This window comes from Burkholderiaceae bacterium DAT-1 (assembly GCA_019084025.1).
GTDB lineage: Bacteria > Pseudomonadota > Gammaproteobacteria > Burkholderiales > Chitinimonadaceae > DAT-1.
Window position 1 is genome coordinate 194,713 of record JAHRBI010000007.1, and the last position, 26,285, is coordinate 220,997.

Sequence of the window (26,285 nt, forward strand, 5' to 3'; positions counted from 1 at the left end):
TCGCACTCCCTCCCTTCATATTGCTTCAAGTTGCGCGGGTAGACAAACATGATCGAGTCTATGTTCGGCATTGTGACAATTGTGGTCCTTTTAGCCGGTATCGTGATTTTGCAGCGGATGGGTAGCCTGACTGCTGCCATGCGCTTGATGGCCGACCAGCAGGCGCAAACTATGGAAAATCAGTACCGCCAGATGCAGAATGAACTGCGAGCGGGTCTGGAGCGTCAGATGGAAAGCATGGGCCGCGGCTTTGGCGAGCAGGGCGACCGCGTGCGCGCAGCGATTGGTGAATCTGGCGATCGTTTAAGGGATAGCGTCGGGAGCTCGTTCGATCGATTGCGTGAGTCGATTGCGGGCGAGCTTGCCAATACACGCAATGGTTTGGAAGCCTTGCGGCATGCGCATCTGGAATCCGCTCAGGCTTTGCAGATTTCGATTTCCGGCGCATTAAGTACCATGCAACTGGCACAAACAACCGCGCTTGCCGATAACCGCGAAGCGGTGGTCAAACAGCTTGGCGAGATTTCTCTGGCCGTTCAGGAAAAACAGGACGAATTGCGCAACGAGATCCTGCAGACTGTTGAGCGACTGCTGCGTGAACAAGGCGAGAATAATACGGCTGAATTGCGTCAGGCACTGAAACGTACCAGCGACCAGTTGACGATCGCAATGGGCAAATTGATCAAAGTGGTTGAAGCCCGGCTCGACCAGATTTATGGCAAGGTCAATGAGCGACTTGATGAAGGCTTCCGCAAAACCAATGAAACCTTCGCATCCGTGATGACCCGTCTGGCAACCATTGATGACGCGCAGCGCAAAATCGACAACCTGGCCAGCAATGTAATCAATCTGAACGAACTGCTGGACGACAAACGCACCCGGGGTGCAATCGGGACGGTGCAACTGGAACAACTGGTTTCAAACATGTTGCCGGAAGGCAGTTTCAAGCTGCATACCATGCTGGGTAACGGCGTCCGTGCCGACTGCCTGTTGCGGCTGCCTGAGCCAACGGGTCTGGTTGCAGTGGACGCTGCGTTTCCGCTGGAGGCCTATCAGGAATATCTTGCAGCAGGCCGAACCGAAGCCAAGCGGGAGGCTGCGAAACGCGCATTCCGCGAGGCGGTGCGTAATCATATCGACCGGATTGGTGATCACCTGATCGTCGAAGGCGAGACATCAGATGGCGCGCTGATGTTCCTGCCGTCAGAAGCCATGTTTGCCGATATTCATGCAGGTCATGCCGATCTGGTACGTCATGCCATGGAGCAAAAGGTCTGGATAGTGTCGCCAACCACAATGATGGCCGTGCTCAATACCGCTCGCGCAGTCATCAAGGATGTGGAAACCCGCCATCAGGTCAATATTATCAAGTCAGCCATTGGTAAACTGAGCGAGGATTTCCGTCGTTTCGATCAGCGTATGCGCAATCTGGCCGATCACATCAAACAGGCTCACGAAGACGCGCAGCAAGTGCAAATGAGCAGTGAGCGCATCAGCAAGCACTTCGGCGAGATCGAACATGTGCGCCTAGTACCGGGAAAGGTGCAGATTCCCGAGTTGCAGGCGGGTTAACACACATCAGGCAAATTTGCGGCGGCTGCGCATGATCTTGCCTTCCGCTGCACGTTTCCTGCGAATCTCTTTGGGGTCAGCAGTGAGCGGGCGATAAATTTCGATGCGATCGCGGTGACGCAGCCGTGTATCGAGCTTGCAGGGATGACTGTATATACCGACACGATTCACGCCTAGATCGATTTCCGGGAAGCGTGTCAGGATGCCGCTGAGGCGAATTGCAGCTTCTACTGTTGTACCCGGTTCGACTTCCAGCGTCAGTACACATTGCGCATTAATCGAGGCATAAGCCACTTCGATGCTTAGCTTCTCGCTCATTTCATGATCCTGTCGGCCTGCTTGACGAACGCATCGACAAATGTCGAGGTGATCTTGTTGAACACTGGCCCGACCAGTGTCTCCAGGGTTTTACTGGAAAACTCGTAATCGAGCTCGAATTCGACCTTGCAGGCGTCGGTATCCAGCGGCGTGATGCGCCAGATGCCATTCAGACTTTTGAACGGACCATCTTTAAGATGCATCTGGATTTCGCCGCCGATTTTGCGGTTTTCGGTGCTGAAGCTGGACTTCACCCCTAGATAGTCGATGCCAATGGAGGCATGTGTCCATTCATCATTCCGAAGGTGGACTGTGCCGTAACTGCACCAGGGCAGGAAGTCAGGATAGTGTTCCACCCCGTCGATCAGATCGAACATGGCTTGCGCGGGATGGAGGACGAGAACGGATTTGCGTATTTGCTGCATGTAAGTACCGCTCAGAGAGTAGAATACACCCTTTGTATCCCAGACTCCGGCCTGTAAAAAATGACCGACGATCGTACCCTTGAGTCGCCCGATGTGCAACTCGACTCCATCCGCACCCCGCCTCACTCGATGGAGGCAGAGCAATCCGTTATTGGCGGCTTGCTAATTGATAATGGTGCATGGGACCGCATTGCCGATATCGTCAATGATGCCGATTTCTACCGTGATGATCATCGCGTTATTTTCAGGCATATCTCCAAGCTGGTGGAATCCGGGCGTCCCGCAGATGCGGTGACGGTGGGCGAGTCGCTCGATAATGCAGGGCAACTGGGGTATGTGGGCGGCCTCGCTTATCTGGCGATGCTGGCGCAGAACGTGCCGAGTGCGGCAAATATCCGCCGCTACGGGGAAATCGTCCGCGAACGGTCGGTGATGCGGCAACTGGCCGCGATTGGTAACGAGATTGCCGATCTTGCCTACAACCCGGCTGGCCGTGAGGCAGCGGAATTGCTGGATGCGGCTGAAGCGCGGGTATTTGAGATTGCGGAACAGTCTGCGCGTGGCAAGCAGGGCTTTCTGGATATGCCGGGCTTGCTCAAGCAAGTCGTTGAACGGATCGACGAGTTATATAGTCGTGATAACAATGCGGGTATTACCGGTGTGCCAACTGGTTTTGCCGATCTGGATGCGCGTACGTCCGGTTTGCAACCGGGTGACATGATCGTTGTGGCGGGTCGCCCATCCATGGGTAAAACCGCATTTAGTGTGAACATTGCTGAAAACGTTGCCATTGACGCCGGTTTGCCCGTTGCCATCTTCTCTATGGAAATGGGTGGCGCGCAGCTGGTGATGCGGATGGTGGGCTCTGTCGGACGTCTGGATCAGCATAAGATCAAGACAGGCAAGCTGGAAGATGATGATTGGCAGAAGCTGACCTATGCCGTGGGCAAACTCAGTGAGGCCAATATCTTCATCGACGAAACGCCCGGCCTGACGGCGCTTGAGCTGCGCGCCCGCGCTCGTCGACTGGCCAAGCAGTTTGGCGGTCAGCTTGGCCTGATTGTCATCGATTACATCCAGCTGATGCAGGGTAGCGGTCGCGATCAGAATCGCGCGACCGAGCTGGGTGAAATCTCGCGCTCATTGAAAAGTCTGGCCAAAGAATTGAAGGTGCCGGTGATTGCGCTGTCTCAGCTGTCGCGGACAGTGGAGCAGCGCCCCAACAAGCGCCCGATGATGTCTGACTTGCGGGAATCCGGTGCGATCGAACAGGATGCTGACTTGATCATGTTTCTGTATCGCGATGAGTACTACAACCCGGACTCACCCGACAAGGGCCTGGCGGAAGTCATCGTGGGTAAGCACCGTAACGGTCCGACCGGCGTGGTGAAGCTGACCTTTATCGGCCATTTCTCGCGCTTCGAGAACGCTGCCGTAGGTGGCTGGGCGGATTTGGAGTAATTACTCCCGAACAATCTGGCGGCCGAGTTTCATGGACAGGCCGCCAGCGCCGCCACCATTTGTTACATGGGTATATCCCATCTGCACCAGCAGATTCCTGGCACTACCCGATCGCATGCCGGATGCACAGCACAGAATCAGCGCCTGATCCTTGTCTGGACATGCCTGCGCAATACGATGCTGCAGCACATCCAGCGGTATATTTGTTGAGCCTTCAATGTGGCCACCAGCGTACTCGGCAGGCGAACGCACATCGATGATAACGGCGCCCTCTGCCAATTCAGGCGTATCAGGTGCAGATTCCTGACCAAATAACCTACCTAACCAGTTCATCTTGCTTGCTCCCGAGTCTTCATTGACGATACTTGAATCTATTATTTGCATATGTATGCAAATTGTCAATGGTGGCTTGCATGGGCGATGCGTACTCGGGCATAGTGGGGCGCATTGCTGATAGCCGGGAGATAAAAATGACAAGGGGTATACATGTGCTGGCACGCTGTCTGGCCATGGCCGGGCTGATGTTGGGACTAAGCGCACCAGTCAGCGCAAGCACCGCCGAAGATCAGGTACGCACGATGCTTGCCACTCAGCAGCTTGCCTGGAATCGTGGTGATATCGACGGTTTTATGCAGTTTTACATGCGCAATGAGTCATTGCGCTTCGCAAGCGGCGATCGTGTGCGGCTGGGATGGCAAGCGACGCTGGACGGCTATAAGCGAGGATATGCTGACGCTGCAAAAATGGGTCAGCTGGACTACAGCCTGATCGAGGTGAAGGAATTTTCAGCGGACATGGTGTATGTGTTTGGTCGCTGGCATCTTGCCCGTGCTAACGAGTCGGAGAGCGATGCGCCACGTGGCCTGTTTACGCTGATTGTCGAGCGGAAGGATGGGGAATGGGTGATTACCCGTGATCATACGTCCGCAGCAGACAAGTAAGGCATGAGATTCACGTAGTACAGACATGAAAAAACCCGGCCAGAGCCGGGTTTTTCTCATCAACGCAATTAAGCAGGCTTGATGTTCGATGCTTGCTTGCCCTTCGGGCCGGTGGTCACGTCGAAGGTAACCTTTTGGTTTTCAGCCAGCGACTTGAAGCCGTTGGATTGAATTTGGGAGAAGTGTGCGAACAGATCGTCACCACCATCATCCGGCTTAATAAAACCAAAACCCTTAGCGTCGTTGAACCATTTTACGGTACCGGTAGCCATGTTACTGCTCCAAATAAATTGATTTGTAAAGTGCTGACGATCAACCAAAGGAGAGGCGAATCGGAAAAACCGCAAAGGGCACGAAAACAACCGTACTGCCTTGATGAGTCGGCAATCGCGTTTATACACCACTTACACAGGGGGAGCAAGGAATGAATTGAAATAACGGGTATAATCGCCACATTACAGGGTGTGTGTTACATCTAAAATCAAGCAGTTGCGAGTTTCCTAATCGGCATTCGTCTTCTGAAAGTCTTTATCTATCAAGGTCTTGGGTCTCAATGTCCATTATTGATAACAAAAAAGCATTCCACGACTACTTTATTGAAGAGCGCTTCGAGGCCGGACTGGTGCTTGAAGGCTGGGAAGTGAAGTCCATCCGGGCGGGTCGTGTGAATATCAAGGAAAGCTATGTTCTGTGGCAGAAGGGTGCCTTCTGGCTGATTGGTTGCCATATTACGCCGCTGAACTCCGCTTCGACCCACGTATTGCCGGATCCGACCCGCTTCCGCAAGCTGCTGCTGAATCAATCCGAAATCAATAAGCTGATTGGCAAGGTCGAACGGTCAGGTTACACCCTGATGGCTTTGAACCTGCACTACAAGGCGGGGCGCATCAAGGTGGATATCGGCCTTGCACGCGGCAAGAAGCAGCACGACAAGCGTGATACCGAACGTGCACGTGATGCTGATCGTGAAATTGCCCGCGCAATGCGAACCAAGCAAAAGGGCGACTAGTGTGGAAGGCGGGTGAAACGTGAAATGTGGCGCGCATCTTTCACCGATCACATTTCACGAATCACATTGCCTGTTTCACACTCAAAGTATTTCCGCTGCATGATCGGCGAGGCGTGAGCGTTCGCCGCGTTGTAGCGTGATGTGGCCGGAATGCCCCCAGCCTTTGAATCGGTCAACCACATAGGTCAGGCCGGAAGAGCCTTCGGTGAGGTAGGGGGTGTCGATCTGGGCGATATTGCCCAGGCAGACAACCTTAGTCCCCGGGCCTGCGCGGGTGACGAGTGTCTTCATCTGCTTGGGCGTAAGGTTCTGCGCTTCATCAATGATGAGATATTTGTTGAGGAAAGTCCGGCCGCGCATGAAATTGAGCGATTTGACTTTGATGCGTGAGCGGATCAGGTCCCGCGTGGCAGCACGCCCCCATTCGCCGCCTTCGCCATCAGACTGATTCAGTACATCCAGATTATCTTCTAGCGCGCCCATCCAGGGTGCCATCTTTTCTTCTTCCGTACCGGGCAGGAAACCGATGTCCTCACCAACAGGCACCGTGACGCGCGTCATGATGATTTCGGTGTAACGCTTTTCATCCAGCGTCATAGCAAGGCCAGCCGCGAGCGTGAGGAGCGTTTTGCCGGAGCCCGCCTGTCCCAGTAGCGTGACAAAATCAACATCGGGATTCATCAGCAGGTTCATCGCAAAATTTTGCTCGCGATTGCGCGTGGTAATGCCCCAGACCGAGTTTTTGGGATTGCTGTAGTCCTTGATGCTTTCCAGTACTGCAGTTTTGCCCTTAACTTCTTTCACCATTGCCATGAAGGGCTTGTCGCTGTCTGTCTGGTACAGCATCTGATTGACCAGCAGGCCGGGGCAATCATTCCCCTTTACACGATACAAAGCGCGGCCGCCTTCCTGCCAGCTCTCCATATCCTTGCCGTTGCGATCCCAGAAGGCGGTATCGATTTCACGGGTGCCGGTGTAGAGCAGATCGGTATCTTCGAGAACCTGATCATTGAAATAGTCTTCGGCAGCCATGCCAAGCGCACGGGCCTTGATGCGCATATTGATGTCTTTCGACACCAGAATAACCTGCCGCGACGGGTGAATATGCGCCAGATGCATGACCAGGCCGAGAATCTGGTTATCCGCTTTGCCAACTGGAAAGCTGGCCGGCAACTCGTTGCTTGCGCCTTGAGTTTGCAAAAGCAGATCGCCGGTGGCAATGCCCTTGGACGGACCTTCGAGTTCAATACCGTTGCCGATTTCTGCTTCCCGATCTGCCACGATTGAGTCGAGCAGGCGGCTAACCTGGCGCGCGTTGCGTGCAACCTCGCTCATGCCTTTCTTGTGGTTGTCGAGCTCCTCCAGCGTCACCATCGGCAGGAAGACATCATGCTCTTCGAAGCGGAAGAGCGAAGTCGGATCGTGCAGCAGCACGTTGGTATCGAGGACAAACAGCTTGGTGGTCTTAGCTTTACGAGCGGCCATGTGTGTATTCCCGAAATGACATCCACAAATGAAAAACGCCCGCTGAATAACGGGCGTTCGCTTTGCTTTACTGACGCTTTAGTGTCCTCACATAGGTGAGTACTTCCTCAACGTGGCCGGGCACCTTGATCCCGCGCCACTCCTTGATGATTTCCCCTTCAGTGTTGATCACGAATGTACTGCGCTCAATGCCGCGCACTTGTTTGCCGTACATGTTTTTCAGCTTCATGACGCCAAATGCTTCGCACAGGACTTCTTCAGGGTCGGACACCAGATCAAAGGTGTAACCCTGCTTGCTACGGAAATTCTCGTGGGATTTGATGCTGTCGCGGCTGGCACCGAATACCTGCACGCCTTCGTCCAGAAAGCTGTTCAGGTGATCGCGGAAATCGCCGCCTTCAACGGTACAGCCGGGTGTGCTGTCCTTGGGATAGAAGTAGAGCACCCATGTTTTGCCTTTGAGTGCCGCGGTGTCGAATTGCTTATCACCGGTCATATTGAGCTGGATTGCAGGTACGCTCATCTGGCTCTCTCCTCGTTATCCTGATTTTGTTGAAAACCACCGGCAGCCACAAGCGGTGATACCGATGAAATTACTAAGTTGCTGATTCATATGGTTATGGGCTGTGGCACATCTGCACCAGAAGCTTACCCACGATGCATTACCGTAATTCGTTCAGCAATTCCTTGACGCGTACCGCCCGCATGACCGGTTCGGCCAGTGTGATCTCCACCCTGAGTTTGTCCTGACCCGCCAGCTTGTAGTTCCGCTTGGTCTGGATCAGCTGGATGATTTTGATCGGATCGATGCTGTTCTGTTTGGCGAATTGCAGCGTAATGGCCTGATCCGATGCATCCAGCTTCTGCACACCCAGCGGTTTGGCGATGAGACGCAAGCGGTGCGAATCCAGCAAGACTTTGGCAGGTGGCGGAAGCAACCCGAAGCGGTCGATCAGCTCCTGCTGCATATCGTCCAGCTCGTCATCGGTTTCGCAGTTCGCAAGTCGCTTGTAGATGACTAGTCGTTCGTGCACATCCGGGCAGTAGTCTTCCGGCAAGAGTGCAGGCGCGTGTAGATTGATTTCCGTGGCGACACCCAGCGGCGCATTCAGATCGGGCTCGATGCCCTTTTTCAGCGATTTAACCGCTTCGTTCAGCATGGCGGAATACAGGCTAAAGCCGATTTCCTGCATCTCGCCTGATTGAGAGTCGCCTAGCACTTCGCCCGCCCCACGGATCTCAAGATCGTGCATGGCCAGATAGAAGCCGGAACCCAGTTCTTCCATCATCTGGATGGCTTCCAGACGCTTTTGCGCGGCAGGTGTCAGGCCTTTCAGATCCGGTACCAACAAGTAGGCATAGGCTTGATGGTGGCTGCGACCGACGCGGCCACGCATCTGGTGTAGCTGTGCCAGACCAAACTTATCCGCGCGGTTCATGATGATGGTGTTGGCGTTGGGGATGTCGATGCCGGTTTCGATGATGGTGGTACACAGCAGCACATTGAAGCGCTGCTGGTTGAAGTCTCGCATCATGTGTTCCAGTTCGCGCTCGCGCATCTGGCCGTGCGCCACGCCTATGCGGGCTTCCGGCAGCAGTGCGGCGAGCTTTTCGCGCATGTTCTCAATGGTGTCGACTTCGTTGTGCAGGAAGAACACCTGTCCGCCGCGCTTCAACTCGCGCAGTACGGCTTCGCGGATGATGCCGTCGCTCCAGTTAGCGACGAAGGTCTTGATCGCAAGGCGGCGCGATGGCGCAGTAGCAATCACCGAAAAGTCTCGCAGACCTTCCAGACTCATCGCCAGCGTGCGCGGAATCGGTGTCGCGGTGAGCGTCAGCACATCCACTTCGTTGCGCAGTGCCTTGAGCTGTTCCTTGTGGCGCACGCCGAAACGGTGTTCTTCATCGATGATGACGAGACCAAGATTGGCGAACTTCATGCCATCCTGCACCAGCTTGTGCGTGCCGATCACGATATCGATCGTCCCTTCGGCCAGCCCCTTGAGCGCGGCGTCGATTTCCTTCTTTGAGCGGAAACGGCTCAGTTCGGCGACTTTTACCGGCCAGTCGGCAAAGCGGTCGGAGAAATTCTGGAAGTGCTGCTCGGCGAGCAGGGTAGTCGGCACCAGCACGGCGACTTGCTTGCCATCGGCAACCGCGACAAAGGCGGCACGCAGCGCAACTTCGGTTTTACCAAAGCCCACATCGCCACAGATCAGGCGATCCATTGGCTTGCCGCTCATCATGTCCGCTACCACAGCCTGAATTGCGCCTGCCTGATCCGCCGTTTCTTCAAAGCCGAATCCTGCGGCAAAGGCTTCGTAATCATGCGGATCGAGCTTGAAGGCATAGCCTTCGCGGGCGGCGCGGCGTGCGTACAGGTTGAGCAATTCGGCGGCGGTATCGCGCACCTGTTCGGCAGCCTTGCGCTTGGCTTTGTCCCACTGACCGCTGCCCAGCTTGTGCATGGGGGCACTATCTTCGGCGCCACCAGCGTAACGGCTGATCACATGCAGCTGCGCGACGGGTACATAGAGCTTATCGCCACCGGTATACTCAAGCAGCAGCATTTCCGTCATGCCTTCGCCCAGATCCATGCTCACGAGGCCCTGATAACGGCCGATGCCGTGCTGCTCGTGCACCACCGGATCGCCTACCTTCAGCTCCGATAAATCACGCAGCATGCCTTCGCTATTGCTGCGCTTTTGCTGCTTACGGCGAGCATTGGTGGTGAGCTGGCCGTAGAGGTCAGATTCAGTGATCAGTGCAATATTGGTTTCGCGCGCAATAAAGCCGTAGGCCAGCGGCCCCACACCCAGTACCACGCGGGCACTTTCATTGCGGAAATCCTCCCATGTCTCGCACATCGGTACAGAGAGGCCGTGGCTGGAAAAGTACTGCGACAGTGTTTCGCGACGACCGAGCGATTCAGCCAGCAGCAGAATCCGCCCTTTGAAACTATCGATAAAAGCCTGCAGACGGGCAATGGGATTCTCGGCGCGGCGATCAACACGAATATCAGGGATTGCCAGAATGCCGTCACGCCATGCCGCTTCGGATGCGTCGGCAACCTCGGGCGTGCTGCCCTTGAGCTCGACACGGCGGTAAGGCTTCATCGCGCCGAAGAAGGTCTCGATGGTGACAAAGAGGCTCTTGGGCGGCAGCAGCGGCCTGTCCTTATCACCCGCCAGCATGGTGTAGCGACTCTGCGTATCCGCCCAGAATTGCTCGCAGGCGGCCATCAAGTCGCCGTGCTGCACCAGCAGGGTTTCTTCGCCAATGTAGTTGAACAGCGTGGCCGTCTGATCGAAAAACAAGGGCAGGTAGTATTCGATACCCGGCGGAATCAGTCCGTTACTAATATCCTTGTAGATACGCGACTTGGACGGATCGCCTTCGAATTCTTCGCGGAAACGCTGGCGGAACTTGGTGCGACCACCGTCATCCAGCGGGAATTCGCGCGCAGGCAACAGGCGGATTTCCGGCACTGGATAGATACTACGCTGAGTGTCGACATCGAACGTGCGAATCGTCTCGATTTCGTCATCGAATAGATCGAGACGATAGGGCAGGGTAGAGCCCATCGGGAAGAGATCAATCAGCCCGCCGCGGATCGAAAACTCGCCCGGACTGTAGACCTGTGTCACATGGCTATAACCGGCAAAGGTCAGATCACTGCGCAGCTTTTCCACGTCCAGCTTGGATTTAGCCTTGAGGAAGAAACTGTAAGCAGTCAGGTATTCCAGCGGCGGTAGCGGCATCAGCGCGGTTTGCACCGGCACAATGATGACGTCGGCCGCCTGATTGCGAATCTGCCACAGGGTGGCAAGACGTTCGGAAATTAGATCGTGATGCGGTGAAAAATTGTCGTAGGGCAGGGTTTCCCAGTCCGGCAGCAGGGCGACGACCTTTTCAGGCGCAAACCAGGTGATTTCATCCTTCAGGCGGCTGGCTGATTGTGCATTGGCCGTGAGAATGGCAAGCGGACGAGATTGCCCAGTCAACCAGGCAATCACTGCCGCATCTGCTGACCCCGGCGGCATGGCGCGCTGGGTGCGTTGAGCAGGCTTGGGCATGGGCAGATCGGGCAGCAGGGACATGGGTACACGCCAGACAATTCGTCATGAAGTCGGTGATTATAGCGACTCTTGCGCGGAACCGTTTGTGCGCAATTGCACGCGATCTACATGAATAATTCGAGCAAGTGCTAGAATGAATTATTGGCCGTCATACTTTTACTTCTTCAACCCTCCGGATTCTGTCGTATGAACAAGCAGTTACCCTTGCATTTCAGCCATGCCAATGGCTTTCCTGCCGGCAGCTACCGCAAGTTTCTGCGCGCGTTCGAGGCAGATTTCGACATCGGGTGTATCGACAAGTTGGGGCATGACCCGCGTTTTCCGGTCACCGATGGCTGGCCGCATCTGATTACCCAGACAATTGAATTCATCGAACAACGCTACGATCAGCCTGTCATCGGGCTTGGGCATTCGCTAGGCGGTTTTTTGTCGTTTCTGGCGGCGATCAAGCGGCCAGACTTGTTTCGCGCGGTGGTGATGCTGGATGCGCCCGTGTTCAGCAAGCGCGTCTCCACGATGCTGTGGTTGTCCAAGCGCATTGGTATCATCGATCGCATCACGCCCGGACATGGCACACTGACGCGCCGAAGTGCTTGGGCAAACAGAAAAGAGACTCTGGCGCATTTTCAGGCCAAGCGTAATTTCTCGACGTTTGATCCGGATTGTTTGCGCGACTACGTCGACTCCGTTACCCGCGAGACGACTGACGGTGTGGCGCTCAGTTTCGAACCTGTGGTGGAACATGCGATTTATTGCGGCCTGCCTGATTATTTCCCGCAATTGCGCGGCCAGTTGAAGACGCCAGCGGCTTTTATCGGGGCGACAGGCTCGACCTATGTGCGATCAGCCGATATCGAGCATATGAAGCGGCACTTTGGCATGAAAGTGTCGATGTTTGAAGGCGGGCATTTGTTTCCACTGGAGAAGCCAGAAGCGGCCGCAATAGCTGTCCGAGCGACGATTGATGATTTGCTTGGTGCCAATGGCAAAGTACACTGTCCGGATTGAACAGACAGAAGACCTGTGTGACGACACCACTTCCCATTCGCGATGGCATTGCGCCCAGTTTTGTCAATCTGCCTGCCGGAAGCTGGCGGACGTTGGGTGAGTTCCTGACTGCGCGATTCCCGCATCTGCCTGCAGAGGCTTTGCTGGATAAACTGACGCGTGGCGAGATTATAGACGATATCGGGCAGACGCTTGCGCCTGAGCAACCCTATCAGGCTGGCGGACGACTCTGGTATTACCGCGAAGTGCCGCCTGAGATACCGGTTCCCTTCGAGGCCACCATTCTGTATCGCGATGATCGGATTGTGGTGGCGGACAAGCCGCACTTTCTGCCGACGACGCCGGGTGGGAAATACCTCAAAGAGTCTCTGCTATACCGGTTGCGCAACGAACTCGGTTTACCTGATCTAACGGTTTTACATCGACTGGATCGTGAAACGGCCGGGATTGTGGTGTGTTGCATCCATCCCGAGCATCGGGGCGCGTATCAAACACTTTTTGAGTCGCGAGCAGTACAAAAAACCTATGAGGCCATTGCACCTCTGCCTGACCATGGACGGGATGAATGGACTCGCCGAAGCCGCATTGAGACTGGCGACCCTTTTCATGTCATGCGTGAAGTCGATGGAACGCCCAATGCCGAAACACACTTCAAATTGATCGAAGCGGATGCTTCAATGGGCCGATACCAGTTATCGCCATTGACCGGTAAAAAACATCAGCTACGGGTTCATATGGCGGCCAGCGGAATTCCGATATTGCACGATAGTCTATATCCAGATGTGTTGTATCGAGAGGACAGTGATTACTCACAGCCATTGCAGCTGCATGCGTGTTCAATTTCATTCAAAGACCCATTTAACGGGGTATTACGTAATTTTGTAAGTATGTACAAATTACCGCCCATCTAATTCATCTGGCATTAATATAAGTAACTCATGTAATAATTCTGGATTGGTTTTCCGGATGACTGCCTGCGTCTGCGATTTTGGAACGCGGGTGTATGTCATGTTTGTACTAATTTACAGTTTTAGGCTGCATCATGAAAAGAATGCCGGGCATCGCATGGATTATTCCTGTACTTCTGTCTTTGATTACATTCGGCCAAGTAAGTGCTGAAAGTGGCATTACAGAGAATGAAATTATTCTCGGCCAGTCCGCGGCACTCACCGGACCGGCAGCAGAACTTGGCAAAGGTGTATCCAGAGGCGCGAAGGCCTATTTCGATTGGATTAATCAGAAGGGCGGTGTAAATGGCCGTAAAATCCGATTAATCAGCTTTGATGATGGCTATGAACCAGAGCGGGCTGAGGCAAATACTCGCCGTCTCATTGAGCGGGATGGCGTATTTGCGCTATTTGGCTATGTGGGGACCCCAACTTCAAATGCATCCTTGCCGCTGGTTAATCAGGAAAAAATTCCGTTTATTGGGGCGTACACAGGTGCGGATAGTCTTCGCAATCCCTTCAATAAATACATCTTTAATGTTCGCGCGGGATATAAGGATGAAGCCGTACATGTGGTGAATTCGTTGATACAAATGGGTTTGAAGTCTGTCAATGTCTTCTACCAGAACGATTCCTACGGTAATGCCGGATTAAAAGCGATTCAGTTGGCAGCTGTCGGGAAAGATGTGCAGATCAATGCACTTGCAACCGTGCAGCGTAATAGTGTCGACGTCGCAAAGGCGATAGATGAACTGATTGTTAAGCGACCCGCTCAGGCAGTTTTCATGGTGAGCTCGTACAAGTCATGCGCTGCATTTATTGCAGCCGCTCGCGCAAAAAACTTTATCGGCCCATTTTACAATGTCAGTTTTGTGGGAACGGAAGCGCTGATTGATGAACTGCATAAGGATACCAGTGGTGTGATGGTAACTCAGGTGATGCCGTCGCCTTATAATCCGACGCTGCCCATCACCATTGAATACAAAAAAGTATTGGCGGCTGCCGGAATGACCAAGGTCGACTACATGAGCCTTGAAGGATTTATTGCCGCAAAAGTAATGGTTGAAGGATTGAAGCGATCGGGCAGAGGGGTGACACGTGAGCGCCTGATTTCTGTCATGGAAACCTTATCAGACTACGATCTTGGCGGCTTTCGCATAAAGTTCTCCAATTCCAATCATAATGGATCGCAGTATGTGGATTTCACCATTCTGGATAAGGATGGACATATCCATAGTTAATAAGTTGCTGTAGTTATCGTGATCGCTGCAGTGCGTGTCCGGAATCAATTGAGATCTGCTCGTTGTAACGCATGATAAATATGAAAGCCCTGAATCAATCAGGGCTTTTTAATGCGCTTATGGCGCAAGCTACATCAATTCAATCAGCCAAATAAAGCCAGTGTCTTGATGATGGTTTGCTTGATGCCCCATGTGAGCGGGGCGAGTACCAGCAGCCACAAGACCAGTCCTTTGAGATGTCGACTCATCATACGTTCTCCGATGAAACATGACGGGCATGCACTGATTTAACGCATGCATTGCAGATACAACCAACCAGCAGTAACCCCGCCATTACGAACATGGTGGTGTTATAGGCTTGTGCTTTGGCAACGCCCTGAGCAAGTTGATAATCGCGCATGTAATTGACAATGACCGGGCCAAGCACCCCGGCAAGCGACCAGGCAGTCAACAGGCGGCCGTGAATTGCGCCCACAAATCGTGTACCGAACAAGTCGGAAAGATAGGCGGGAATACTGGCAAAGCCGCCGCCATACATAGATAGAATCAGTGCATACAGACCGACAAACAGGGCAACATTACCCGAAGCACCGGCACCTGGTACCAGTGCATACAAGGCAGCACCCAGCACAAAGAAGATCATGTATGTCGATTTGCGCCCGATTTTGTCAGAGAGACTCGACCACACGAAGCGACCACCCATATTGAATAATGAGAGCAAACCGACAAAGCCCGCAGCGGCCGCAGCCGTCACAGTGCCTTTGAACACTTCCTGAATCATCAGCGAAGCCTGTCCCAGCACACCAATGCCAGCAGTTACATTCAGGCAGAGTACGCACCATAACAGCCAGAACTGTGGCGTTTTGTGTACATGATCGACATGCACGTAATCGGTATGCGTCAGCTTGTTGGTTTCCACCTTTGGCTCAAAGCCGGCTGGCTTCCAGCCTTCAGCGGGGATTCGCACCGTAAACGCACCAATCACCATATAGACGGTATAAATGAGACCCATGGCGATGAAGGTTTCGATCATGCCCGGATGATCAGCGGACTTGAAATGGTCCATTAGCATGACTGCAAGCGGCGCCCCGATCATTGCACCACCGCCAAATCCCATGATGGCCATGCCTGTTGCCATACCGCGACGATCCGGAAACCACTTAATCAGCGTGGAGACAGGAGAGATATACCCCAGTCCAAGACCAATCCCACCCAGTACGCCATAACCGGCATACAGCAGCCACAGTTGCTTCAGGTGCATGCCGAGTGCAGACACCATAAAGCCGCCACCAAAGCAGAGTGCAGCAAGAAACATGGCTGCACGGGGCCCGACTCGTTCCAGCCATTTACCGCCAACTGCTGCAGATAAACCCAGAAAAACAATGGCAATCGAAAAAATCCATCCCAAATCGGGTATAGACCATCCGAATGCTTTATTAAGCGGCGAATTAAACACTGAAAAGGCATAGGCCTGTCCAATGGAAAGGTGAATTGCCAGCGCAGCTGGTGGAATAAGCCAGCGATTAAAATCGCTGTCGGCAACACTGTGCCGTTTGTCGAGTAAGGCAAACAGAGACATGAGACAATCACTTATGATTTTTTGATTCAGCAAACGGACGTACAGGGAAGCGTTCCCTGACTATCCCCAACCGCTGACAGAGATGCCAGCGTGGGTAAGCATATCCAAATATCTGTGATTGAGGATAATCTAATATTTCAATTGCCACATTCCTGCGACATTTGACTTAATTCCCGTACAAATGTACGCATAAATGCAGATTATTGGATAAATGTAATAATAATGAGTGGCTAGGCTTGAAAGAGTCGGGATGCCTTTCCTGATACGCATATTATATTTGTAATTGTGTACAGGAAAGGCCTTGAGACTGTTAATCCATCTCTTTGATAACGTCCAGATAGGCATCAACCACGAGTGGGTCGAATTGTTTGCCTTTACGCTCGATCAGATAGGCTGTCGCATCTTCCTTTGACCATGGCTCTTTATATGGGCGCTTATTAATCAAGGCATCGAACACATCGACTACCGCCACGATTCTGCCGGACAGCGGAATATCGTTACCTTTTAGTCCGGCAGGATAACCATTTCCATCCCAATGCTCATGATGGGTCTGGGCGATTTCAGCACCTAAACTCAGGTATGTGGTTCCTTCGACCATTTGTGCGGCTTTGCTCAGAATATGGCCGCCAACGCGCGAGTGTTGCTCCATGATTCTCCGTTCCTCCGGATCATGTTTGCCCGGCTTGAAGAGAACATGGTCAGGCGTACCCACTTTCCCGACATCGTGCAATATGCTGGCTGTGCCCAGCAGATCTATATAACCTGGCGTCAGAATATGAGCATAGTGCCCATTTTCAAACAATTTGCGCGCGGTCAGGCTGGTCAGTGTTTTCACGCGCAAGACATGTTCGCCGGTATCAGTATCTCGATATTCTGCTAAATCTGCGAGGGCAATCACGGTGGCTTCAAGTGCACTCAGCATTTGCGAATGGAAAAAGAGATTATCAAATGCGGCTGAAATGCGGTCGCAGAATATTTCAAGCAAATGCTTGTCTACTTCTGAGATGGAGGTTTGACAATTAAAATATACGACAAAGTTTTTACCCGCTTTCGTCGATAGATAAAGCACCTCGTGTGGATAATTAAAAGTTGAATGCTGCTTTTCGAGTCCATCCAGCATGGGATTATAAGCTGGGTGATGAGCGGGAATCAGATCACATTCCTGCAGCCCGTTATATACGCCTGTTGCTGCGAGTACCTTGAGATTAACATGTTGCCCGATATCCGTTTCCGTAACGCAGATGATCCCCTGTGTCCCTACATTCAATAATGCACTGACCTGATCGAGTACCCCCGAAGCAAATTCTTTCAATGAATGATGCTGATATAGATTACTTGTACCTTCCAGTATGCAATTCAGGCCACGACGGTTGCGTTCAATGGCGACCATGCTTTCATAGGAGCGCAGTGAGGCAATGACGCTAGTAAACAGCTTCTGCACAGATAGCTCTGTCTTGGACTTGTAGTCGTTAATATCGTATGACAGGATGACATCTTGTTCGGGCGCCTGTCCGGGTTGACCCGTCCGCAGGACGATTCGCACCAGATGATTCTTCATTTCCTCTCGGATCACTTTGACCAGCCTGAGTCCCGAGTCATCCTTTTCCATGACCACATCAAGCAGAATCAAGGCGACATCGGGTAGCTCCCGCAATTTTGCGATGCATTCGGGCTCGTTAAAGGCAGAATGAAGGCGAAGTTTACGGCCTTTGTACTCAATGCCACTAATCGCCAGGCGGGTGACGTCATGGACGCCGGGGTCATCATCCACAATCAGCACATCCCAGCCGGCCTTCACTTCACCGACGTCTGCTTTGTCGGTGCTGTCATCTTCGAGCCAATCTTCATCATCGCCAGATGCTTGGGATTCGCCGGTTTTCTTTTTGAGGAAGTTGGCCATGTTGCACCTCGAATAGTGTGTAGGCAGACTGGCTACGCTGTCGCCGGCATGGTGATGGTGAACCGGGTGCCATGCCCGGGACTCGACTCAACGGCGATGTGACCACCCAGTTGTTTGGTCACAATGTTGTAGACAATGTGCAGCCCCAAGCCACTGCCACCTGCATTACGTTTGGTGGTAAAAAAAGGCTCAAAAATCTTTTTCAGGTTTTCCGAAGGGATGCCGCATCCGTCATCACTGACGGATAATTTGATGCGTTCGGCTTCTTGCACGCCGCATAAGGTCAGATTGCCTGATGCATGATCATCAAATGCATGCATGCTGGCATTGACCATCAAGTTGGTAATGACTTGCGCGATGGCGCCCGGATAACTGTCCATATGGATGCTTTCTTCGCACTCAATATGTACGTTGATCGGCAGCTTTTTGAGTTTCGGCCTGAGGCTTTCAACCACTTCGTGCAGATATTCATCAAGCAGAAATGCTCTGCGCATCTCGCTGGTTTGATCAACCGCCACTTGCTTAAAGCTTTGAACAAGCTGAGCGGCTCGCTCTGTGTTGAGTGTGATGAGCCGCGTTGACTCTGCAAACGTGCTTAACACGTGTTCCAAATCTGATTTTTTTAATTTGCCACTTGTCATGGATGCCTGAATTTCATCCAGACTTTTTTGCAGTACGCTCGCGCTGGTGAGGGTAATTCCAAGTGGCGTGTTGATCTCATGCGCTACCCCTGCAACGAGGCCGCCCAGCGCAGCCATTTTTTCGTTTTCAACCAGAATGTCCTGCGCTTGCTGAAGGTCTGCCAATGCTTTACGCAATGCTTCCTCACTGGCAATCCGGTGCTGGATATCGCCTTCCAGCCGCTTCGCAATGACATTCACCGATCGCCGCAGGGCACTGAACTCGTTATCCACCTCGTCCTCAAGCAGTTCAACGTGTCCACTGGTAATGCGGGCGTTGTCGTCGAGTGCTTTGCCAAAGCGCCGAAGTGGCTCAAACACCAGTTGTTGCATGCTGATGTACAGCGTGAACAAAATCAGTACATCCAGCAGCGCAATCTCAGCAACCTTCTGCATCACGGCATCGCGAAGTTGAATATCCCGTGCCAGATAAGACATCGCAAAGTGTACGTCGCCGATTGCTTCGGCGCCCTTGCTGGTTGTGTAATGTAGCGGAAAGCGATACCAGTAGATGTGCTCAGCATCAGCCTTGGGATGCTGACCTGCATGAATTCTGGCCTGCGCCGCTGTGAGCTTGACTTCAATCGCGACGATATCTGCTCGAATTTCCGGCGCAATAATTTCCGCAACAGTTTGGGTATCCAGCTCCCATGCTGGAAGGATCAAACTCTTTCGGAGACGCTCGGTCAGATCATGCTTGGTGCGCAGGTATTCTGCTTCAAGTCGACTGGAGGTCTGGTAGTAGGAATACCCACCCGATAGGCCAAGCGACAGGCTGATTACGGCCAAAAAGATGGCATACAGCCTGTACTGAATCTTTCCCGTCATCGGTGTTACCTGTGCTGGAAGGATCGCGAAATCAAAAACGATTATCAGTCACAGGTATAGTGAAGGAAGAGATGCATCGCCAGTGTGCGCTGCCAGACGGACAGCGCCAAAAGCCACATGGTTAGTAGGATTATTTTGAGGCTGTGAGTACTGCGACCATTTGATCTGTAGTCACGCCCCAGCCTTCGTGAAAGCCCATTTACATATGTGCAGCGCGACTTTCTGCCGTTGCATGTCTGCATCAGGCATGTTCAAGTATCTGCCTATAAAATCGTCCGCCTGCCTGTAAATCAATCAGGCACTAATCCGCGCCATATGGTTCTGGGCAGACCGGTTTGGCAAGGATGTCGGGGTAGTCCCATGCTTGCCTGATGGAGCATTTGCTGACTGGCGAGATTCCTGACTGCATGAGTCGATGGCCATGCGCTGGATCAAACCCTGTATTCCGGAGGCAATGTACCCTAATGGGGTACTTGGATTGGAAATAACTCGCTTCGAGGTGGTACGTATCCTGCGCAGGCGAAAGGGATGGATGATTTTTTGAAGGTGCTGCAATAACGAAGGGTGAACAGCATGGCAAATCAATATCATCTACTACCCAAAGATCTGGCCGCCCTGAATCAATTGGTGGCGGATGGCATTGTCGGCATGACGGATGTGGTTGAAGCCATGCATTGCGCCATCTCTCCGGCGCAATCGCTTCGATCTACGCCGTCGACAAATGCGTCCGGCATCACGGGGCTGGTTTACCACTCCGTGCGTGGGGTGAGCCGTCTGGTGGCAGGTGCAATCAATGTCCTTGCCCATCCGATTGCTCGTTATCTACCCGAACCCGCATCTAGCTATCAACGTGAAGCCGTGGTGGCCGCGATGAATGGCGTGCTGGGCGATCATCTCGACGCAACCGGCAATTCGCTGGCAATCACGATGCAGCTTCGTGCAAATGGCGTAGTGATAAGCGATTTTGCAGGTTTGAACGATCATCTCATGGTGTTCATTCATGGCTTGTGCATGAACGATCTGGCCTGGCCCCGAGATACGCACTGTGCGGCTCTTGCAGCTGCCTGCGGCGCTTCCCCGTTATATTTGCACTACAACACGGGTCGGCACATATCTAGTAATGGCCAAGCGTTCGCATCCTTGCTTGAGGCGCTGACGAAGCATGGGCGCCCGCCAGTCAAACGCATTACGCTGGTCGGCCACAGTATGGGAGGGTTGGTCGCCAGAAGTGCCGTATATGCGGCTAGAGTCCAAGCGTTCATCTGGCCTGAATTGCTGAGCAATATGGTGTTTCTGGGCACGCCCCACCATGGTGCTCCGCTAGAACGGGGTGGCAACTGGATTGATCTGCTGCTGGGCCGCTTTGCCTATACCGCCCCTCTGGCGAGACTCGGGCAACTGCGAAGCGCAGGCATCACCGACCTCCGTCATGGAAACCTCTTGGATGTGGACTGGCAGGGCGCTGGCCGGTTTGAACACGCGCACGATCAGCGTCAACCTGTACCATTACCTGAAGGCGCTGATTGCGTTGCGATTGCGGCTACACTTGGTCGTGAAAACTCACCCGATCTCTATCATTTACCGGGCGATGGACTGGTACAGATTGATAGTGCTTTGGGCAGGCATACCGACCCGACCAGGCATCTGGCAATAGCGGATGATCATTGCCGTCTGTTTTATGGCATGAACCATTTTGAGCTGATGCGGGATGAGCGGGTGTTTGGGTGGATAACAGATTATCTCACACAACAGCATGCAGAGCGGTTTTGCTCAAATTGAGCTTACCCGGCACTGCCACCGCAGATGAGTGCCGAGGCGTCTACGCTCCTGCCATTTTCCTTGGATGTCCAAAGCGCTAGAAAAGTTCGATGCGGCTGCCGCTATCCAGTGACGCCTCGCTGGCACCCTGCAATTCCTGCTGTAGCATGGCATCCATGCCTTCACCAAGTGATTGCATGATGGAATCGGTTTCAACAAATTCCTTATTCAGCGTCTGCGCCTGTCCGATTGCATCGCGCGCCAGCTTTTGTAGCTGCAGTTCTTGGGTTTCGCTCAATCCCATGTAGACAAAAGCATCCTCAATATCGTTGACCAACTGGTTCAGGATATTTTCGCTGGCCTCCCGCTGGCGTCGCTGGCGTTGCTCGATGTCGCGCAATGCGGACGCGCTGCGATGCACGATATTAAGTAAATCATCCCCGCGTTTAATCGTATCAAAGGTAAAGGTCAGCGACTGCATGTGCAGCTCGATGATTTCCACCACGATGGCGGCGTTATCTTTGACTCGGGCGTACTCCATGGGGTCATCGCGTGGCATATTGCGGATGATGATGGTTACATGTGGAAAGTTGAACGCGGAACGCTTTCCCAGATCGACAATTCGGCCGCAGGTGGCCATATTGGAAAGCACCTGTTCTTCTAGTGGCGAACAGATTCCTTTAATCGTCTTCGACAAACATCCTTCATGAGACCGGAGTTGGATACTGGCATCGAGACCTGCATCTTCAAATAGTCGCAAGCTGGCTTCGGCGATATCACTGTAGCCGGTGACACTTACCGTATCGCGCAGAAAGGTGAGAATCCGGCCTACATCACCGAGATTAATCAATGCGGTCATGGCCGTTTTGGAGGCTGCTTGAGCCTTTTCTTCTAGCGACCGCTTTTCTTCAAGGAAACGCAGGAAGATGGTGATCTTCCGTCGAAGCAATTTGGGATCGAAGGGTTTGACAATGTAGTCAGCCCCCCCACAGTCATACCCCTTCAGAATGCTATCCGGATCATCGTTTGCTGAGATGAAGATTACCGGTAGATCGGCAGTGGCGGGATCGCTTTTGAGGATGCCGCAGACCTCATAACCATCCATTCCACTCATTTCGACATCCAGTAAGATGAGCTGGGGCTGAATGGCGTGCGCCATTTTCAAACCTTCCTGCCCGCTGTCTGCATGCTTGACCTGAAAGAAGTCTCCCAAAACGGCAGTCATCAGGCTGACGGTATACGGATCATCGTCAATGATCAGAATGGACTTGCTCATGATATTCGCTTCCCGACGTCAATAGCCTGATTATAGAAATCGAACTGAAAGATTGAAGCAGTCGAGCGTGCCTTTTGTCTGCTCAGGTATGCCACTTTTGAGCAAACGCAAGTGCAAACTATTTTGTTCTGAAACTTGGACGTTGCGCTGGCTTTACCGCTAAGGCGGGTCTATCTCTAATGAAGGACGACGATGCAGTAGCAATCGACGGAATTGTTCTCGCTTTCATTCAGGTCGGTCAGGAACCGGTCAGCCCAAGAAGGAGCAGCACCGATGGCACTCGTGAAAAAACAGACCCCTGTAGCAGCGTCTGCTGCACCGGCTGAGGCAAAAACAGCCAATGCTCAGGCTGCTCGCGATGCAGAGGCACAGCGCCGCCGGGCGCGTACGCTGGGTAAGCAGCAGCAGGCCGCTGAACGTATCGCTGCGGCAACGGGGCAACTGTCATCGGGGATTGCTGAAGCTGCTTCGGCTGCAGAAGAGCTGAAACGTGCATCGGACCAGATTGCGACGGGTGCAGAGCAGGCATCTGGCGCCGCACAGGAGTCGCTCACCGCATTCAAACTGGTGGGAGACAATATCACCCGCCAGCTGCAAGGTGCCGACGTTTCGCAGACCAAGGCGGAAGCGGCTCAAGGCTTGGTTGCTAGAACCGGAGCGGACATCGGGCTACTCATTACCAACGTCAGTGTGGCCATGCAACGCCAGACTGCATCGGTTGAAATGGTGAGCGAACTGGAGCGGCAGGCCGCCAGCATTGGCGATATCGTAAAAGCCGTGGCCCGGATTGCGGATCAGACCAATCTGCTGGCATTGAATGCTGCCATTGAAGCCGCCCGTGCCGGGAAGCATGGCAAAGGCTTTGCCGTGGTCGCGGATGAGGTCCGTACACTGGCAGAAACGTCGGAAAAGAGCGCCAAGCAGATTTCCGATCTGGTTGGTCAGATTCAGCGCGAAGTGAAAGTCATTGCGGATGGTATTGGCGACTCAGCTAAAACCATCGGTGGCGAGGTGGAAAATGGCAAGACGATTACTGCTCAGCTTGAGCAGATCAGAAAAGATGCCATCGAGATTGTAAAAGGCGTACGCGAGGTGGCGAGTGGTGCGCTGCAGTCTAATACGGCGGCTCAGCAAGCCCTGAAGGGGGCTCAGGATATTGCAACTGCTGCCGAACAGCAATCGGCAGCGGCCGAAGAATCGGCTAAAACAGTTGCAGAGCAATCGCAGGCGCTACAGGAAAGTGCGCAGGCCGCACAGAATCTGTCGGAAATCGCCGACGAGCTGCGAAGCTCAACCGATGTAGCCAAGAGCGCGGAAGAGGTGGCACTGGCTGCAGAGGAATTGTCTTCTGCAGTTCAGGAAATCAATCGCTCAGGTGCGCAGATCATGGCTGCCATCGAGCAGATTCGTCGTGGTGCCGAAGTTCAGTCTGCAGGCACCGAGGAATCTTCTGCCGCAATTTCCCAGATCGAAAAGGGTCTGGAACTTGCACAATCCAGAGCCACAGCCGGGGTCGACCGGGTGATTTCTATCAAGGAGCTGCTGGGTGTCAATAAGGTTGCGGTAGACAGCCTGATTGCCGGGATCACCTCATCGACTGAAGCATCTCGCACCAGTATCAAGCAGATCAAGGATCTCGAACTGATTTCCCGTCGTATCGACAAGATTGTCGATGCCATTACTACCGTCTCGATTCAAACCAATATGCTGGCAGTGAATGGTTCGATTGAAGCTGCACGTGCGGGTGAGTTTGGTAAAGGTTTCGTCGTGGTCGCAACGGATATCCGCAATCTGGCTCATGATTCGGCTGAAAATGCGGATCGCATCAAGGATATGGTGAAAGGGATTCAGGATCAGATTGGCGTAGTCGGCCGTGATCTGGACGAAATCCTAGGTGCAGCCTTGAGCGAGGTAGAGAAAGCCAAGGCCAGTACGGCTAACCTGGTAACAATCGAAACGGACGTCAACGACCTGGAAACAGGCATGAAAGACATTCTCGCTGCTGCAAACGAAATCGCCGCCGCCATCGCACAAGTGAAGAAGGGCGTGGAACAAATCGCATCGGCGGCAACAGAAGCAGACAAGGCCGCATCCGAGGCAGCCTCTGCCGCCAAGCAGCAATCGCAGGGTGCGGAAGAGCTTGCCGCTGCTATTGAAGAGATCGCTTCACTTGCTGATGAACTGCAAAGTGCTTGATGAGCGGCCATCAGCGAGGAGTGTGCGATGAGTAACGAGGTGATGGACAAGCCGTCTGCTGACGGTGCGATGGATGAAATTGAATCGGATACCCGGCAGTTTGTGACTTTTATTGCCGGAAATGAAGTGTTTGCAGTGGATATGGCCCCAGTTCAGGAAATCATCCGGGTGCCGGATGTCGTGCGTGTTCCGCTCGCGCCGCGCTCGCTGGATGGGCTCGCCAATCTGCGGGGCAAAGTGCTGCCGATCATCTCGCTGCGCCGCATTTTTGCCTTTGGTGAACACGAGTATGACGATGCAACGCGGGCGCTGGTGATCGATATCGGGCAACCACTGGGGTTTGTAGTGGATCGGGTCGCCAGTGTGATCGGTGTGGAACCCGGGCAGATCGAACCCGTGGAAACAATTAGCGGCACCGTACGCACAGACCTACTCTCCGGGATTATCAAGGATGCAGGCGGCCACGCCATGATCATGGTGCTGGATTTTGCCCGGTTGATCGAGCAGGAATTCGCCGAGATCGGTGCAATCGCCCGTCAGGCTGCGGCCGGCAGTATTGCGCTCGATGAAGCGTCAGATACGGAGGCAGATAGCGATGAACTGCAGCTGGTGAGCTTTGATGTGGCCAGCCAGGAATACGCCATCGCCATCGAAGATGTGCAGGAAATTGTGCAGGTGCCCGAGCACATCATACACGTGCCACGTGCCGAATCACACGTGCTGGGCATCATGACCCTGCGAAACCGCCTGCTGCCTCTGGTGAGCCTGCGGCGTATGTTCTCGCTGCCCGAGCAAAGCGCAGATGAACATAGCCGGATTGTGGTGATCGCACTGGGGAGCGCTTCGGTCGGCGTCGTCATGGATAACGTGAACGAGGTACTGCGCGTACCGAAGACGCTGGTTGATGCGATGCCGGGCTTGCTGGTACGCGATGGCGATCTGGCCGAAATATCACAAATCTGCCGGCTGGAAGAAGGCAAGCGGCTGGTGTCGATTATCACGGCGGCCAATTTGTTTGACCATGCCGCCATCAAGGAAGCGCTGAAGAGTGTGGAGCAATCCGTGGACAATGATATTGATCAGGACAGCGCCATTCAGGATGCTGATGCCAGCGATGACGACGAACAGGTCGTGGTTTTCCGTCTGGATAAAGAGGAATTCGGTGTTCCCATCGAAAGCGTTCAGGAAATTGTGCGTGTGCCAGACGAGCTAACCCATGTACCCAAAGCACCGCCGTTCGTAGAAGGCGTGATCAATCTGCGCGGATCAGTCCTGCCCGTGGTGGATTTACGCCGGCGTCTGGGGTTGGATACGGTCGAGCGCTCCGACCGGCAACGGGTCATGGTGTTTCTGATCAATGGCGTACGCACCGGCTTTATCGTGGATTCGGTAGCCGAGGTGCTGAAAATCCACAAGAGCGCGATCGAACCTTCTCCGCGCCTGTCGGCTGATCAGGCGAAATTGCTGGCCCGTATGGCCAATCTGGAGAAGCTCAAACGCATGGTTCAGTTGATCGAGCCGGCCTGCCTGATCGAGGGGGCTGAGCTGGATGCACTGGCGAAGGTTGCGGCCTAGCGCAGAA

At 53.4% G+C, this 26,285-nt stretch carries 22 protein-coding genes; 10 read left to right on the forward strand and 12 right to left on the reverse strand.

Annotation, left to right across the window (positions count from 1 at the left end; all coding sequences use genetic code 11):
- Positions 1-48: 48 nt before the first annotated feature.
- A complete protein-coding gene (rmuC, locus tag KSF73_15895; protein MBV1777203.1) occupies positions 49-1,572 on the forward strand; it encodes a DNA recombination protein RmuC in 1,524 nt (507 codons plus the stop codon).
- Between the two features lie 6 nt (positions 1,573-1,578).
- On the opposite strand, the gene KSF73_15900 is transcribed toward rmuC, so the two are convergent.
- Both KSF73_15900 and KSF73_15905 read right to left on the reverse strand, forming a co-directional pair.
- Entirely contained in the window at positions 1,579-1,890 is a 312-nt protein-coding gene (locus KSF73_15900; protein MBV1777204.1) for an RnfH family protein, read from the reverse strand.
- Complete coding sequence (locus tag KSF73_15905) at positions 1,887-2,315, reverse strand: type II toxin-antitoxin system RatA family toxin (GenBank protein MBV1777205.1); 429 nt, start codon at positions 2,313-2,315, stop codon at positions 1,887-1,889. The genes KSF73_15900 and KSF73_15905 overlap by 4 nt, the downstream gene beginning before the upstream one ends.
- Before the next feature lie 60 nt (positions 2,316-2,375).
- Between KSF73_15905 and dnaB the strand changes: the two genes are divergently transcribed.
- The gene (gene dnaB / locus KSF73_15910) at positions 2,376-3,776 is read left to right on the forward strand and encodes a replicative DNA helicase (GenBank protein ID MBV1777206.1); all 1,401 of its coding nucleotides are present in this window, start codon (positions 2,376-2,378) and stop codon (positions 3,774-3,776) included.
- Here dnaB and KSF73_15915 read toward each other — a convergent pair whose 3' ends face one another.
- Positions 3,777-4,109 (reverse strand): rhodanese-like domain-containing protein, encoded by a 333-nt coding sequence (locus tag KSF73_15915; GenBank protein MBV1777207.1) that lies wholly within the window; start codon positions 4,107-4,109, stop codon positions 3,777-3,779.
- A 137-nt stretch (positions 4,110-4,246) separates the two neighbouring features.
- Here KSF73_15915 and KSF73_15920 point away from each other — a divergent pair, with 137 nt between their 5' ends.
- Complete coding sequence (locus KSF73_15920) at positions 4,247-4,717, forward strand: nuclear transport factor 2 family protein (protein MBV1777208.1); 471 nt, start codon at positions 4,247-4,249, stop codon at positions 4,715-4,717.
- Between the two features lie 68 nt (positions 4,718-4,785).
- On the opposite strand, the gene KSF73_15925 is transcribed toward KSF73_15920, so the two are convergent.
- Positions 4,786-4,989, reverse strand: coding sequence for a cold-shock protein (locus KSF73_15925; GenBank protein MBV1777209.1), 204 nt, complete (start codon positions 4,987-4,989; stop codon positions 4,786-4,788).
- Between the two features lie 281 nt (positions 4,990-5,270).
- Here KSF73_15925 and smpB point away from each other — a divergent pair, with 281 nt between their 5' ends.
- On the forward strand, positions 5,271-5,726 hold the full coding sequence (gene smpB / locus KSF73_15930) for an SsrA-binding protein SmpB (protein MBV1777210.1): 456 nt from the start codon (positions 5,271-5,273) through the stop codon (positions 5,724-5,726).
- An 81-nt stretch (positions 5,727-5,807) separates the two neighbouring features.
- Here smpB and KSF73_15935 read toward each other — a convergent pair whose 3' ends face one another.
- The 3 genes from KSF73_15935 to mfd form a co-directional block, all read right to left on the reverse strand.
- Positions 5,808-7,211, reverse strand: coding sequence for a PhoH family protein (locus KSF73_15935; GenBank protein ID MBV1777211.1), 1,404 nt, complete (start codon positions 7,209-7,211; stop codon positions 5,808-5,810).
- 67 nt (positions 7,212-7,278) lie between these two features.
- On the reverse strand, positions 7,279-7,734 hold the full coding sequence (locus tag KSF73_15940; protein MBV1777212.1) for a peroxiredoxin: 456 nt from the start codon (positions 7,732-7,734) through the stop codon (positions 7,279-7,281).
- 139 nt (positions 7,735-7,873) lie between these two features.
- Entirely contained in the window at positions 7,874-11,311 is a 3,438-nt protein-coding gene (gene mfd, locus KSF73_15945; GenBank protein MBV1777213.1) for a transcription-repair coupling factor, read from the reverse strand.
- A gap of 165 nt (positions 11,312-11,476) precedes the next feature.
- Between mfd and KSF73_15950 the strand changes: the two genes are divergently transcribed.
- The 3 genes from KSF73_15950 to KSF73_15960 all read left to right on the forward strand — a co-directional run bounded on the left by KSF73_15950 (position 11,477) and on the right by KSF73_15960 (position 14,486).
- Positions 11,477-12,298, forward strand: coding sequence for an alpha/beta hydrolase (locus tag KSF73_15950; GenBank protein ID MBV1777214.1), 822 nt, complete (start codon positions 11,477-11,479; stop codon positions 12,296-12,298).
- On the forward strand, positions 12,295-13,209 hold the full coding sequence (locus KSF73_15955; GenBank protein MBV1777215.1) for a pseudouridine synthase: 915 nt from the start codon (positions 12,295-12,297) through the stop codon (positions 13,207-13,209). The genes KSF73_15950 and KSF73_15955 overlap by 4 nt, the downstream gene beginning before the upstream one ends.
- Positions 13,210-13,349: 140 nt before the next feature.
- Entirely contained in the window at positions 13,350-14,486 is a 1,137-nt protein-coding gene (locus tag KSF73_15960) for an ABC transporter substrate-binding protein (GenBank protein MBV1777216.1), read from the forward strand.
- Positions 14,487-14,629: 143 nt separating this feature from the next.
- Here the strand turns inward: KSF73_15960 and KSF73_15965 are convergent, their stop codons facing one another.
- The 4 genes from KSF73_15965 to KSF73_15980 form a co-directional block, all read right to left on the reverse strand.
- Positions 14,630-14,737 (reverse strand): oxalate:formate antiporter, encoded by a 108-nt coding sequence (locus KSF73_15965; protein MBV1777217.1) that lies wholly within the window; start codon positions 14,735-14,737, stop codon positions 14,630-14,632.
- Positions 14,734-16,065, reverse strand: coding sequence for an OFA family MFS transporter (locus KSF73_15970; GenBank protein MBV1777218.1), 1,332 nt, complete (start codon positions 16,063-16,065; stop codon positions 14,734-14,736). The genes KSF73_15965 and KSF73_15970 overlap by 4 nt, the downstream gene beginning before the upstream one ends.
- Before the next feature lie 310 nt (positions 16,066-16,375).
- Positions 16,376-17,965 (reverse strand): DUF3369 domain-containing protein, encoded by a 1,590-nt coding sequence (locus tag KSF73_15975; GenBank protein MBV1777219.1) that lies wholly within the window; start codon positions 17,963-17,965, stop codon positions 16,376-16,378.
- Between the two features lie 32 nt (positions 17,966-17,997).
- Positions 17,998-19,473 (reverse strand): HAMP domain-containing histidine kinase, encoded by a 1,476-nt coding sequence (locus KSF73_15980; GenBank protein ID MBV1777220.1) that lies wholly within the window; start codon positions 19,471-19,473, stop codon positions 17,998-18,000.
- Positions 19,474-20,046: 573 nt separating this feature from the next.
- Here KSF73_15980 and KSF73_15985 point away from each other — a divergent pair.
- Positions 20,047-21,252 carry a GPI inositol-deacylase gene (locus KSF73_15985; GenBank protein ID MBV1777221.1) on the forward strand — a complete coding sequence of 402 codons (1,206 nt, stop codon included), beginning with the start codon at positions 20,047-20,049 and terminating at the stop codon, positions 21,250-21,252.
- Between the two features lie 76 nt (positions 21,253-21,328).
- Here the strand turns inward: KSF73_15985 and KSF73_15990 are convergent, their stop codons facing one another.
- A complete protein-coding gene (locus KSF73_15990; protein MBV1777222.1) occupies positions 21,329-22,507 on the reverse strand; it encodes a response regulator in 1,179 nt (392 codons plus the stop codon).
- Between the two features lie 273 nt (positions 22,508-22,780).
- Between KSF73_15990 and KSF73_15995 the strand changes: the two genes are divergently transcribed.
- Positions 22,781-24,703, forward strand: coding sequence for a methyl-accepting chemotaxis protein (locus KSF73_15995; GenBank protein MBV1777223.1), 1,923 nt, complete (start codon positions 22,781-22,783; stop codon positions 24,701-24,703).
- A 27-nt stretch (positions 24,704-24,730) separates the two neighbouring features.
- On the forward strand, positions 24,731-26,278 hold the full coding sequence (locus KSF73_16000; GenBank protein ID MBV1777224.1) for a chemotaxis protein CheW: 1,548 nt from the start codon (positions 24,731-24,733) through the stop codon (positions 26,276-26,278).
- Positions 26,279-26,285 lie beyond the last annotated feature (7 nt).